We start from the raw sequence: 13,098 nt of genomic DNA, 5'->3' as shown, positions 1-13,098 counted from the left end.
CACCGCGTACCAAGACGTACTCGGAAGCGACCTGTGGCGCCGGGAACCGAGCCGATGTGTTCGGGCGGCACCGTTGTGTCGTGGGGAGCGGTTACCGTGCGCTGATGGACCTGGCGTACCTGCGCGCGCACCCAGCACACCTGCCGACGTTCCTGACCCACCAGCGGATCCGGGAGACGCCGGTCGCCGGTGGGGACATCTGCGCCGCCGCCCGGCTCACCCTGGACGACGGTCACTCGGTCTTCGCCAAGTCCTGGCCGGAGCGGGCCGGCCGGCCGGCACCGGAGGGCTTCTTCGACGCCGAGGCGGCCGGGTTGCGCTGGCTGCGGGAGACCGGCACGGTCGCCGTACCCGAGGTGATCGTGGCGTTGCCCGACCTGCTGGCGCTCGACTGGGTGGAGCCCGGCGAGCCGACGCCGGAGGCGGCCGAGCGCTTCGGCCGGGAGCTGGCCGGCCTGCACCGGGCCGGCGCACCAACCTTCGGTGCGACCTGGCCCGGTTTCATCGGGGCTCTCCCGCAGGACAACACCCCCGACGACGGCCCCTGGTCGACGTGGTTCGCCGAACGACGACTCGTCCCCTACCTGCGGCAATCGGTCGACGAAGGCGCACTGAGCAGCGCTGACGCCGAGCTGGTCGAGCAGGTGATCGGTCGGGTCGGCGAGTTTGGCGGGGACGAGCCACCGGCCCGCATCCACGGCGACCTGTGGCCGGGCAACGTGCTGTGGGGCCACGACCGGGCCTGGTTGGTCGACCCGGCGGCGCACGGCGGCCACCGGGAGACCGACCTCGCCCAGCTGGCGCTCTTCGGCGGCCTCCCGCACCTGGACCGGGTGCTGGCCGCCTATCGGGAGAGCTGGCCGTTGACCGAGGGCTGGCGGGCACGAATGCCGCTGCATCAGCTGCACCTGCTGCTCGTGCACACCGCGCTCTTCGGCGGCGGTTACCGGGACGCGGTCATCCAGAACGCCCGTGCCGCCCTCGGCCGGCCCGAGCGCGCTACGGTCGACAGGTGAGCGTCGCCCCGCGGACCGACGGCGTCCTCGTCGACCGGTACGGCCGCGTCGCCCGGGACCTGCGCGTGTCCCTCACCGACAAGTGCAATCTGCGCTGCACCTACTGCATGCCGGCCGAGGGTCTGCCCTGGCTGGCGGGCCCTGAGCTGCTCACCGACGAGGAGATCGTCCGTCTGGTCCGGGTGGCGGTCGAGCGGCTCGACGTGACCGAGGTGCGGTTCACCGGCGGCGAGCCGCTGATCCGGCCCGGGCTGCTCGACATCGTGGCCGCGGTCGCCGCGCTGGAGCCGCGCCCGCGGATCTCGCTCACCACCAACGGCATCGGCCTGGATCGGCTCGCCCCGGCGCTGCGCACTGCCGGCCTCGATCGGGTCAACGTCTCGCTGGACACTCTGGACCCGGCCCGGTTCACCCAGCTCACCCGCCGTCCCCGGTTGGACGCGGTGCTCGCCGGGCTGGCCGGGGCCGCAGCCGCCGGGCTCGCCCCCGTGAAGATCAATTCTGTGCTGATGCGCGGCGTCAACGACGGCGACGCACCGGCTCTGCTCCGCTTCGCCGTGGACCACGGCTACCAACTGCGGATCATCGAGCAGATGCCACTGGACGCCCAGCACGGTTGGGACCGCAACTCGATGGTCACCGCCGAGGAGATCCTGACGTCCCTGCGTACCCACTTCGACCTCAGCCCTGACCCGACCGAACGCGGCGCGGCACCGGCGGAGACCTGGCTGGTCAACGGTGGCCCGGCCCGGGTCGGGGTGATCGCCAGCGTCACCCGACCCTTCTGCGGCGACTGCGACCGCACCCGGCTGACCGCCGACGGCCAGGTCCGCGCCTGCCTCTTCGCCACCGAGGAGTCCGACCTGCGTGCCGCGCTGCGCGGCGGGGCGGACGACGACGAGCTGGCGCGACGCTGGCGCACCGCCATGTGGGGCAAGCGCGCCGGACACGGCATCGACGACCCCACCTTCCTCCAGCCGACCCGCCCGATGTCGGCGATCGGCGGCTGAGTCGTGGACCCGACGCCGCTGACCATCCGCTATTTCGCGGGCGCGCGCGCCGCCGCCGGCCGCGCCGAGGAGGTCACCCCCGCCGGCCGGTCACTCGACGACCTCACCGTCGAGCTGGCCCAGCGGCACGGCGACCAACTCGCCGCCGTACTGCGAGTGGCGAGTTTCCTCGTGGACGGTGTGACCTGTCATGATCGTCAGGCACCCCTGCCGGGCGGGGCCACGATCGATGTCCTGCCCCCGTTCGCGGGCGGCTGATGGAGGCGCACAGATAATGGCGGTTGTGGGTTTCGTAGCCGTCCTGGCGCTGATCACCGGTCTCATCCATCTCTACCTGTGGCAGCGGCTGGTTCGGGACACCACCACGCCGGGCCGCTGGCGGCGGATCGGCGGGATAGCCGCCCTGGTGCTGGCGCTGCTCGTGCCGATCACCCTCGCCGGGACCCAGGCCGGGCTCTACTGGCTGGCCTGGCCGGGCTACCTGTGGCTCGCGCTGATGTTCTACCTGCTGGTCCTGCTCGTCGTGCTGGAAGTGCCGATGCTGGTCACCCGGCTGGTGCTGCGCCGCCGGGTGATCGCCGCCGAGCCGACCACCGCCGCGCCCGAGCCGGTCCTGGTCGGGGCCGCCGGGCCGACCGAGCCGCCGGCCGTCGGCGCCGTCGCGGCACCGGACCACGACCCGGCCCGCCGGCTGCTGCTGGCCCGCGGGGCCGCCATCTTCGCCGGCCTCACCGCCACCGGCCTCACGGGGTACGGAGTACGCACCGCGCTCGGCCCGCCCCAGCTGGACCGGGTGCGGATTCCGCTCGCAAAGCTCCCGCGCAGCATGGACGGCCTGCGCATCGCGACCGTCTCCGACATCCACCTCGGCCCGCTGCGCGGCCGTGCGCACACCGAGCGGATCGTCGCCGCGATCAACCGGCTCGACGCCGACCTGGTGGCGGTCGTCGGTGACCTGGTCGACGGCTCGGTCGCCGAGTTGGGCTCGGCCGCCGCGCCGCTTCGCGACCTGCGCTCCCGCTACGGCAGCTTCTTCGTCACCGGCAACCACGAGTACTACTCGGGGGTGGAGGAGTGGGTCCAGGAGGTGGACCGGCTCGGCCTGCGGGTGCTGCAGAACAAGCGGCAGGAGATCCAGGCCCGGGGCGGCGTGCTCGATCTGGCCGGCGTGAACGACCTGTCCGGCACGGGCACCGGCCTCGCAGCCGGGCCGGACTTCGCCGCCGCGCTCGCCGACCGTGACACGAGCCGGCCGGTGATCCTGCTCGCGCACCAGCCGTTGGCGGCGGTGGAGGCGGCCACGTACGGCGTCGACCTGCAACTGTCCGGGCACACCCACGGCGGGCAGATGGTGCCGTTCAACCTGGCCGTCCGACTCGAACAGCCGGTGGTCAGCGGGCTGGGCGAGGTCGACGGCACCAAGGTCTACGTGACCAACGGCGCCGGTTTCTGGGGTCCGCCGGTCCGGGTCGGGGCCGAACCGCAGATCACCCTCGTCGAGCTGCGCTCGGCATAGCGGACGTCACGTCCGCGCGTGGCGGCAGGCGGCCGGCGCAGCGGGCGTGACAGGATGCGGCGTGCCCCCGTTCAGCGCCGTACCCCCCGGTGGCCTACCGCCATTCGTCGCGGACCTGCACATCCACTCGAAGTACTCGCGCGCGTGCAGCCGCGACCTCACCCTGCCGAACCTCGCCTGGTGGGCCCGGCGTAAGGGCATCGCCCTGCTCGGCACCGGAGACTTCACCCACCCCGCCTGGTACGACCACCTGCGGGAGACACTGCGCCCGGCCGAACCGGGGCTCTACCGGCTCGACCCGGAGGCGGAGCGGGACATCGCCCGCCGACTGCCGCCTCGACTCGCCAGCACGGCGGAGGCGAACCCGGTCCGGTTCATGCTGAGCGTGGAGATCTCCACCATCTACAAGCGGGACGACCGGACCCGCAAGGTGCATCATCTGATCTACCTGCCCGACCTGGATGCGGTGGCCCGGTTCAACGCCGCGCTCGGCCGGATCGGCAACCTCGGCTCCGACGGTCGGCCGATCCTCGGCCTGGACTCCCGGGACCTGCTGGAGATCACCCTCGAGGCGAGCCCGGACGGCTACCTGGTCCCGGCGCACATCTGGACGCCGTGGTTCTCCGCGCTGGGCTCGAAGTCCGGCTTCGACGCGATCGCCGACTGCTACGCCGACCTGGCCGAGCACATCTTCGCCGTGGAGACCGGTCTCTCCTCCGACCCGGCGATGAACTGGCGGGTCGGCAGCCTCGACCGGTACCAGTTGGTCTCCAACTCGGACGCGCACTCCCCGCCGGCCCTGGGCCGCGAGGCGACCGTGCTGACCGCCGAGCGGGACTACTTCGCCGTCCGGGAGGCGCTGCGGACCGGCGACGGTCTGGCCGGCACCATCGAGTTCTTCCCGGAGGAAGGCAAGTACCACGCGGACGGGCACCGGCTGTGCGGGGTCACCTGGTCCCCGGAGCGGACCAGGGCCGCCGGCGGACGCTGCCCCGAGTGTGGCAAGCCGCTCACCGTGGGCGTCCTCAGCCGGGTCGAGGAGTTGGCCGACCGCGCGGAGGGGCACCGGCCGGCGCACGCTCGGGAGGTCACCCACCTGGTGCAGTTGGCCGAGATCCTCGGCGAGATCAACAAGGTGGGCGCCCGGTCGAAGAAGGTCGAGGGACGGCTCAACGAGTTGCTCGCCGCGCTCGGCCCCGAGCTGGAGATCCTGACCACGACACCGTTGACCGACATCGCGCAGGCCGGCGGTGAGCTGCTCGCGGAGGGCATCGGGCGGCTGCGGCGCGGCGACGTGCGCCGGGTGCCGGGCTACGACGGCGAGTACGGAGTGATCACCCTCTTCGACCCGGCGGAGCTGAGTGTCCGTGCCGACACAGCCCAGGAGACGCTGTTCGACGTACCGGTGCCGGCGCAGCGGCGACCCGCGGAGCCGGCGGCGAAGGTGAAGCGCCCTGCGGCGACGAAGGCGGAGCCGAAGCGCAAGACCGCCCCAGCACCCGCCCCGCCGATCGCGTCACCGCCGTCACCGCACGAGCCGTTCGAGCCGATGCTCGCGGGCATGGAGGAGGTCGGCACCGGCCTGCTGGACCGGCTGGACGCGATGCAGCGGGTGGCCGCCTCCGCGCCCGGCGGCCCGCTGCTCATCGTGGCCGGCCCGGGCACCGGCAAGACCCGGACGCTGACCCACCGGATCGCGTACCTCTGCGCGGAGCTGAACGTCTTTCCCGAGCACTGCCTGGCCATCACCTTCACCCGCCGGGCCGCCGAGGAGCTGCGGCACCGCCTCGACGGTCTGCTCGGCCCGGTCGCCGAGGACGTCACCGTGGGCACCTTCCACGCGCTGGGGCTGACCATCCTGCGCGAGAACGCCGACGCGGCGGGCCTGCCGGCGGCCTTCCGGATCGCCGACGACGCCGAGCGGGCGGCGGCCCGGTCGGAGGCCGGCGACGACCCCGCGAGCTACGTCGCACTGCTGCGCAAACAGGACCTGGTCGACCTGGACGAGCTGGTGAGCCTGCCGGTGGAGCTGCTACGGGCCGACCGGGAGCTGGTCGGGCGGTACCGGGACCGCTGGCGGTGGATCTTCGTCGACGAGTACCAGGACGTTGACGCCGTGCAGTACGAGCTGCTGCGGCTGCTCAGCCCCGCCGACGGCAACCTCTGCGCGATCGGCGACCCGGACCAGGCGATCTACTCGTTCCGGGGCGCCGACGTCGGCTACTTCCTGCGCTTCTCCCAGGACTTCACCGACGCCCGGTTGGTCCGGCTCAACCGCAACTACCGCTCCTCGGCACCGATCCTGGCCGCTGCGGTGCAGGCCATCGCGCCGTCCTCGCTGGTCCGTGGCCGACGGCTGGACCCGGCCCGGCTCGACCCGGAGGCGCCACTGGTCGGCCGCTACCCTGCGGCGTCCGTCGCCGAGGAGGCCGACTTCGTGGTCCGTACCGTCGACGATCTGGTCGGCGGACTGTCCCACCGGTCGCTGGACTCGGGTCGGATCGACGGTCGGTCCACCTCCCTGTCGTTCTCCGACATCGCTGTGCTGTACCGCACCGACGCGCAGGCCGCGCCGATCGTGGACGCGCTGACCCGGGCCAACATTCCGGTACAGAAGCGCTCACACGACCGGCTGCGGGACCGGCCCGGGGTGGCGGCCATCGCCCGCGAACTGCGGCACGCCGACGGATTGGCGGGCTCGTTGGCCGCCCGGGTCCGGCTGGCCGGCCAGGTCGTGGCCGAGCGGTTCGCCGTGCCCACCCTGGACGGCGCCGTCGCGGGCCGTCCCGAGGACGTCCGCTCCGCGGTGGACCTGCTGACCCCGCTGGCCCGACGCTGCGGCGACGACCTGGAGACGTTCCTGTCGCAGCTGGCAACCGGCGCGGAGGTCGACGCGCTCGACCCGCGCGCGGAGGCGGTCACGCTGCTCACCCTGCATGCCGCGAAGGGCCTGGAGTTCCCGGTGGTCTTCCTGGTCGGCGCTGAGGACGGGCTGCTGCCGCTGCGCTGGCCGGGCTCGACGCCCGACGAGGACGCGGTGGCCGAGGAGCGGCGGCTCTTCTTCGTCGGCCTGACCCGGGCCCAGGACCGCCTGTACGTCAGCCACGCCGCCCGCCGCACCCGGCACGGCGCGGAACGCGACTGCGCACCGTCACCGTTCCTCGGCGTCATCGACCCCGGCTTGTTCGAGCGGTTCGGCGAGACCGAGCCCCGACGTCCCAAAGACCGTCAGCTCCGCCTCATCTGACAATCCCCGCTCCCCTTTCCCGACTGCCAGCGACAACCGGCCGGGTAGGAACGGAGCGATGAGCGTGATACCTCAGAGTCATATTTATACCTCTGAGGTATCGCGCTTCTTCATGCGAGCGCCGGCAACGGCGCACCCACAGTGAGATCGCCGGGCCGGGCTGCGCGCGGGCCGGCGCAGGCTGGCGGGACCGTCAGCGGTCGGTCGGCGGGTCAGCCGAGGAGGACTGCGAGCCAGGCGCCCGCGAGCAGGGCTGGCCCGAGTGGCAGCAGGGTGTCCCGGCGCACCCGCCGGGCGGCGAGCAGGCCGAGCACCACGCCGCCGTGCAGCAGGTGTGGCAGGAGCAGGCCGGCCAGCAGTGCGTCTCGGCCGAGCCAGCCGAGCGGCAGGCCGAGGACGGCGGCGAGCTTCACGTCTCCGAAGCCCAACCGTGAGCCGGGCAGCAGGGCGAGCAGCAGGTGCGCCGCGCCGGCGACCGCCGCACCAGCCAGCGCGCCGAGCAGCCGGCCGGGGGTGCCGGCGAGCAGCGCCGTACCGGTCAGACCGCCGAGGGCCAGCAATCCGGCGGCGAGGACCAGCGGATCGGGCAGCCGCAGGCAGGCCAGGTCGATCCCGGCCAGCACCAGTCCCACGGCCGCCACCGCGAGGAAGACCGGTAGCGCCGGGTCGTCACCCCGTGCCACGGCGAGCCCTGCGAACACCACGGCCGCCACCACCGGGCTGAGCCACGCCCACCCGCCGGGCCGCGGCTCAAGACCGGCCCTCGTCAGCTCCGGCGGGGTGGTGAAGCGCCGGGCCAGCGAGGGTACGACGAGGCCAACCAGCGCGCCGACCAGCGCGACCGGCACCAGCGCTGCGGCCGACATGGGCCGGACGTTACCGGCGGTCGCCCACCCGTACCGCCCCCGATCGCGGTGCTGCGCCCGACCGGCGGGGACGTTCGGTGGTCACCACCAGGGCCACCCCGGCGACGATGACCGCACCGCCGAGCAGCACCTGCGGAGTGATCGGCTCGGCCACCAGTAGCGCGCCGAGCGCCACCGCGACGGCCGGGTTGACGTAGGCGTACGTCGAGACCAGCGAGAGGGGCGCGTTGTGCAGCAGCCAGACGTACGCGGTGAAGGCCACCAGCGAGCCGGCCACCATGAGGTAGGCCAGCGCGAGCCAGGACCGGGTGCTGACCTCTGCCGGGTGGAAGTCGCGCAGCTCGCCCCGGCCGGCGGCGACCACGGCCAGCACCAGCGCGCCAGCGATCATCTCGTACACCGTGGCGACGAACGGGTCGGCGGGCATCCGGATCCGTCCGGACAGGAACGACCCAACCGACCAGGAGGTGGCCGCCGCGACCACGGTCAACGCCCCGACCAGCGGCACCGCGTCCGCGCTTCCGGCGGGCAGCACCAGCAGGACCAGACCGACGAAGCCCAGGGTGACCCCGGCGAACGTCCAGATCGGGGGGCGGTCCCCGGTGGCGGAGCGCAGCAGCACCACCAGCAGCGGCACGGTAGCCACCAGCAGTGCGGCGATCCCGGACGGTACCGCCACTCCCGGCGGCCCGGACTCGGCGAGCACCACCAGGCCGTTGCCACCGGCGAGCAGGAGCACTCCGACCAGCGCGGCGGAGCCTAGTTGCCGGCGGTCTACCCGCAGCGCGCTCGGTCCTCGGCGCAGTCGCAGCACCGCCGCCAGCACCAGGCCGGCGGCGGCGAACCGCAGCGCGGCCGACGTCAGCGGGGGCAGCGACTCCACGGCGATCCGGATGCCGAGATAGGTGGAGCCCCAGAGTAGGTAGACCACGATCAACGCGGTCCAGATCAGGGTCGGTGCGGCGTCGGTGCGACGGCCGGCCAGGCCGGCGGCACTCGGTGGAGATGAGGTCATCGGTGGACCACGCTACGGTGACCTCGGAGTCGGCGTCTTGCTTTGGTGGCCGGCCTCACCACTCGTGCAGGAGGGCGGCATGACGAACTACGGACCACCGGGTGGCGGCGTCCCGGGACCGTGGCGTGGGCAACGACCCGACGAGACATCGGGGCGGCCCGTTCAGCAGCCCTACCCGCCTGCACAGCAGCCGTACCCGCCGGTGCCCGAGACCTACCCGCCGTCGGTTCAGGCCTACCCTCCGGGAGTCCAGGGACGGCCCGGGTCATATGGCGACGGGTCCTACGGCGGTGCACCGGTGGGGCCGTACGGCGGTGGTCCTGGCAGCTCCTACGGTGGTGGGTCCTACCGGCCGACGCAGGCGGCCCCGGCGTACGGCGGGGAGCCGTACCGGCCCAACGGTCCGTACGGCGGAGATCCGTCGCCGACCCCGGGCAGGCGCGGTCGAGGTCCGCTGATCGCGGTGCTGGCCATCGTGCTGCTGCTGGTGGTGGCCGGCGGCGGTGCGTTCTGGTTCCTCAGCGGACCGGACGATCCGGCCCCGTCGACCGCACCGACCGGCTCGGCCGTCGCCGCCGAGCCCAGCGCGGACGCCACCGCACCGGCCGAGCCGGCACCGAGCGCCGCAGCGCCGGAGTCGTCGGCCGACCCGCGGTTCGTCAAGGTCGGCCAGTGCGTCCGTAACGATGGTGCGGCCGGCGGCAAGCCCAAGCTGCTGATCAGCGGCTGCGCCCCGAAGTCGTACGAGGTGCTGCACCGGATCGACGGCGCGACCAATGGTGAGCCGGACGCCGAGGCCAAGTGCGCCAAGGTCGAGGGCTACACCAACTGGTACTTCTTCGACAGCGAGCTGGACACCCTCGACTTCGTCCTCTGCCTGAAGCAGCGCTGAGACCACCCACCCCTGGGGATGACATGACGACCTACGGACCATCGGGTTCCGAGCAGCCGGACGACCCGTACCAACGCCCGGCGACCGGCCCCGACGGCTCGCCACCGATTGACCCGACCCGGCCGCAGTGGGGCCCGCCACCGGCCGGCGCGGAGCCGCCAACCGAGCCCATGTGGGGTCAGCCGCCGGCCTCGGGCCCGGGTTACCCGCCGCCCGCCGGTCCGGGCTGGGCGCCACCGCCCAGCTCCGGTGCGGGCTACCCGCCGCCCAGCTCCGGCGCCGGATACCCACCGCCACCCGGGCCGTTCCCGCCGGCCGGGCCGACACCGGGCCAGCCGGCGGCGCCGTGGGGCCAGCCCGCACCCGGTGGGTACGGGATGCCGCCCGCCGCGCCAGCGAAGAAGACCGGCGGGAAGGTCGCCCTGATCATCGCGCTGGTGGTGCTGCTCCTGCTCTGCCCGTGCCTCGGCCTGGCCGGTTGGGCGGTCTGGAAGGCCGCCGACGCCGACAGCAACGGCGCGCCCGCACCGTCGGCGAGCGCGCGGGCCGTACCGCCGGCCCTGCCCAGCGACGCGCCGACGCCGGCAGCGCCGAGCCCGAGCGAGGTTGAGTTCGCCAAGGGCGACTGCGTGGTCAACGAAGGCACCGAGGACGACGCGGAGCTGCGCAAGGTGCCGTGCGGCCCGAACACCTACCAGGTGCTGCTGCGGATTCCGGCGACGAGCGACGGCGACCGGTGCGAGACGCTCGCGCCGCAGGCCACCGCGAACTACGTGCACGACAACTCGGTCGACCTGTTCGACTACGTGCTCTGTCTGAAGAAGCGGTAGCCGGTAGCCAAAACTAGGGCAGTCTAGCGTGGACGCTAGACAGCCCTAGTTTCTTGTCGACGGCCCCGACACGCCGGTAGCCCCATCTATCCATGTCTAGCCTCGCCGCTAGATGGCCCGATACTGTGCGATGCGTGGATCCGGTCCGCAACCCGTACGCACCGGGCGCCGGCCAGCGCCCGCCCGAACTCGCCGGGCGGGGGCGGGAGCTGGACGTCTTCGACATCGTGCTGGAGCGCATCGCCCGGGGCCGCCCCGAACGCAGCCTCATGCTCACCGGGCTGCGCGGCGTCGGCAAGACCGTCCTGCTCAACACCCTCCGGTCGCAGGCGATCAACCGACTGTGGGGCAGCGGCAAGATCGAGGCACGGCCGGACCAGTCGCTGCGTCGCCCGGTTGCCGCCGCGCTGCACATGGCGGTCCGGGAGCTCGCCCCCCGACACCGCGCGCCCGACCGGATCGACGCCTTCCTCGGGGTCCTCAAGGCGTTCGCCCAGCGGTCCGCCCCGACCGGCCGTGCCGGTGCCGCCCCGAAGCTGCGCGACCGGTGGCAGCCCGGGATCGACGTGCCAGCGGCCAGCGGTCGAGCCGACTCCGGCGACATCGAGATCGACCTGGTCGAGCTGCTCACTGACGCCGCCGCCGTGGCCAGCGACGTGGGCACCGGCATCGCCGTCTTCATCGACGAGATGCAGGACCTCGGCCCGGAGGACGTGTCGGCGCTCTGCGCCGCCTGCCACGAGCTGTCCCAGCTCGGCGCGCCACTGATCGTCGTCGGCGCCGGCCTGCCGCACCTGCCAGCCGTGCTCAGTGCCGCGAAGTCGTACTCCGAGCGGCTGTTCCGCTACCAGCGCATCGACCGGCTCGACCGGATCGCCGCCGACCAGGCGCTCTGCGCGCCGGCCGAGCGCGAGGAGGTGGAGTACGAGCAGAAGGCGCTCGACCTGCTCTACGAGAAGTCCGGTGGCTACCCCTACTTCGTCCAGGCGTACGGGAAGGCGACCTGGGACCATGCTCCGCGCTCGCCGATCACGGCGGCCGACGTCCGGGTCGCCGCACCGGAAGCGGAAGCCGAGCTGGCGGTCGGCTTCTTCGGCTCCCGGTTCGAGCGGGCCACCCCCGCCGAGCGTGAGTACATGCGGGCGATGGCCACGCTGTCTCTGGTGGAGGGCGAGTCCGGGGGCGTGGTCCGCGACGACATGGACGCCGCGGTACCCACCGCCGAGATCGCCCGGGCACTCGGCCGCAAGCCGGCCAGCCTCTCCCCGGCTCGGGACGCGCTGATCAAGAAGGGGCTGATCTACTCCGGTGAGCGGGGCACGGTGGCCTTCACCGTCCCGCACTTCGGCCGGTACCTGCGCACCCAGCCGGTCTGACCCGGCCCCCCGGGAATCGCGAGGCCGGCGCCGTCAGACCTGCGACCAGGGCGCCGGAAAGATCACCTCGCCGCGCGGTGGTGGCCCCTCCTCGCTGGTGGACGGCGGCAACACGAGCGCCTGCCAGGGCTCACCGAGACCGGCCCACGGGCTAGTCAGCCCCAGCTCGCTGGCCGCGACGAAGCCGAACCGGCGGTAGAAGGCCGGGTCACCGAGGACCACGACCAGGCGCTCGCCCAGCTCGGTGGCAGCGTCGAGAGCGGCCTGCACCACCGCCGTGCCGTGCCCGACCCGCTGTCGGTGCGGCGCGACGGCCACCGGGCCGAGCGCCAGGGCTGGGGCGTCGGCGCCCCGATCCGGTCGGACCCGCACCCGGCTGAGCAGGGCGTACCCGACCACCTCGCCGCCGTACTCGGCGACCATGGCCAGCTCCGGCAGCCAGGCCGCGGTGCCCCGCAGCTCGTCGACCAGGCCCACCTCCGGCGGGGTCGCCACGTCCGGCCGGGCGAACGCGGCAGCCAGCGCCCGACGCACCGGGCCGGCGTCGGCCGGATCCTCGGGTCGTAGCCGCAGCGTGGTCACCCGCGCGACGTTACCCGTCACGGCCGGTCCATCAGCGATGGTCGCTCGAATCGGCGTGGCGCATGTGCATGACCACCGATCCGGATCCGGCGGTTGCCGGGGTAGCAAAGGCCGCGACGGGGTATGACTGATCCATGACGCCCGTACGCTCTCTAGCCCGCGCCATGCTGAGCGGCATCTTCGTGGTCAGCGGGTACCGCAACTTCCGCAACCCGGAACGGCTGGCGGCGGCAGCCAAGCCGGTCACCGACAAGGTCACGCCGCTCCTGCAGAAGGCACACCCGAGCATCCCCACCGAGACCGAGACGCTGATCCGGCTCAACGCCTTGGTGCAGGTCAGCGCCGGCCTGATGCTGGCCACCGGGCGATTCAGCCGACCCGCCGCGCTGGTCCTCGCCGGCACGCTGGTGCCGGTGACCATCGCCGGGCATCCCTTCTGGAACAACGACGACCCGGTCGCCCGGAACAACAACCAGGTCCACGTCCTGAAAAACCTCGGCATCTTCGGCGGCCTGCTGCTCGCTGCGGCGGACACCGGCGGCAAGCCGGGTCTGCGTTGGCGGACCGGTCATCGCATCGGCCACTCTCGACGTTCTGTGCAACGCGCCGTCCGCACCGCCCGGCGGGACGCTCGGATCGCCGTCCGATCCGCCTCCACCGCTCGTCGACTCCCCGGCTGACCTGCGTCGATACCCTCTCGCGCCATCCCCACCCCCCGCTAAGGCCGCGAATTACCTGAACCGCCCGG

General features: G+C 73.1%; 12 protein-coding genes. 9 read left to right on the top strand and 3 right to left on the bottom strand.

The features are described from left to right. The first annotated feature begins 104 nt into the window (after nt 1–104). From ACFY29_RS15390 to ACFY29_RS15370, 5 genes are all read left to right on the top strand, one after another. Nucleotides 105–1,016, top strand: coding sequence for a fructosamine kinase family protein (locus ACFY29_RS15390; protein WP_386986318.1), 912 nt, complete (start codon nt 105–107; stop codon nt 1,014–1,016). After that, nucleotides 1,013–2,026 carry a GTP 3',8-cyclase MoaA gene (gene moaA, locus ACFY29_RS15385; RefSeq protein WP_386986315.1) on the top strand — a complete coding sequence of 338 codons (1,014 nt, stop codon included), beginning with the start codon at nt 1,013–1,015 and terminating at the stop codon, nt 2,024–2,026. Before ACFY29_RS15390 ends, moaA begins: the two co-directional genes overlap by 4 nt. A 3-nt stretch (nt 2,027–2,029) precedes the next feature. Continuing rightward, a complete protein-coding gene (locus ACFY29_RS15380) occupies nt 2,030–2,284 on the top strand; it encodes a MoaD/ThiS family protein (RefSeq protein WP_355601214.1) in 255 nt (84 codons plus the stop codon). Nucleotides 2,285–2,297: 13 nt separating this feature from the next. Beyond that, nucleotides 2,298–3,542, top strand: coding sequence for a metallophosphoesterase (locus tag ACFY29_RS15375; protein WP_386986799.1), 1,245 nt, complete (start codon nt 2,298–2,300; stop codon nt 3,540–3,542). Nucleotides 3,543–3,603: 61 nt separating this feature from the next. Continuing rightward, nucleotides 3,604–6,789, top strand: a complete 3,186-nt coding sequence (locus tag ACFY29_RS15370; protein WP_386986312.1) for a UvrD-helicase domain-containing protein — start codon at nt 3,604–3,606, stop codon at nt 6,787–6,789. 212 nt (nt 6,790–7,001) lie between these two features. Here the strand turns inward: ACFY29_RS15370 and ACFY29_RS15365 are convergent, their stop codons facing one another. Both ACFY29_RS15365 and ACFY29_RS15360 read right to left on the bottom strand, forming a co-directional pair. Next, on the bottom strand, nt 7,002–7,655 hold the full coding sequence (locus tag ACFY29_RS15365) for a prepilin peptidase (RefSeq protein WP_386986309.1): 654 nt from the start codon (nt 7,653–7,655) through the stop codon (nt 7,002–7,004). A gap of 10 nt (nt 7,656–7,665) precedes the next feature. After that, entirely contained in the window at nt 7,666–8,670 is a 1,005-nt protein-coding gene (locus ACFY29_RS15360; RefSeq protein ID WP_386986306.1) for an EamA family transporter, read from the bottom strand. 298 nt (nt 8,671–8,968) lie between these two features. On the opposite strand from ACFY29_RS15360, the gene ACFY29_RS15355 reads away from it, so the two are divergent. The 3 genes from ACFY29_RS15355 to ACFY29_RS15345 all read left to right on the top strand — a co-directional run bounded on the left by ACFY29_RS15355 (nt 8,969) and on the right by ACFY29_RS15345 (nt 11,768). After that, nucleotides 8,969–9,562 carry a hypothetical protein gene (locus ACFY29_RS15355; RefSeq protein WP_386986303.1) on the top strand — a complete coding sequence of 198 codons (594 nt, stop codon included), beginning with the start codon at nt 8,969–8,971 and terminating at the stop codon, nt 9,560–9,562. Nucleotides 9,563–9,984: 422 nt separating this feature from the next. Then, nucleotides 9,985–10,392, top strand: a complete 408-nt coding sequence (locus ACFY29_RS15350; RefSeq protein WP_386986797.1) for a hypothetical protein — start codon at nt 9,985–9,987, stop codon at nt 10,390–10,392. A gap of 134 nt (nt 10,393–10,526) precedes the next feature. Then, nucleotides 10,527–11,768 carry an ATP-binding protein gene (locus ACFY29_RS15345; RefSeq protein ID WP_328421931.1) on the top strand — a complete coding sequence of 414 codons (1,242 nt, stop codon included), beginning with the start codon at nt 10,527–10,529 and terminating at the stop codon, nt 11,766–11,768. Nucleotides 11,769–11,801: 33 nt separating this feature from the next. On the opposite strand, the gene ACFY29_RS15340 is transcribed toward ACFY29_RS15345, so the two are convergent. Continuing rightward, nucleotides 11,802–12,350: an N-acetyltransferase gene (locus ACFY29_RS15340; RefSeq protein WP_355601202.1), complete on the bottom strand. Its 549-nt coding sequence runs from the start codon at nt 12,348–12,350 to the stop codon at nt 11,802–11,804. Between the two features lie 134 nt (nt 12,351–12,484). On the opposite strand from ACFY29_RS15340, the gene ACFY29_RS15335 reads away from it, so the two are divergent. Further along, nucleotides 12,485–13,030: a DoxX family protein gene (locus ACFY29_RS15335; protein WP_328421935.1), complete on the top strand. Its 546-nt coding sequence runs from the start codon at nt 12,485–12,487 to the stop codon at nt 13,028–13,030. Nucleotides 13,031–13,098 lie beyond the last annotated feature (68 nt).

Source organism: Micromonospora sp. NPDC000668, assembly GCF_042897975.1.
In the GTDB taxonomy this organism is placed as follows: domain Bacteria; phylum Actinomycetota; class Actinomycetes; order Mycobacteriales; family Micromonosporaceae; genus Micromonospora.
The sequence above is the reverse complement of the archived record's forward strand: the minus strand, read 5'-3'. Positions and strand labels throughout refer to the sequence as shown.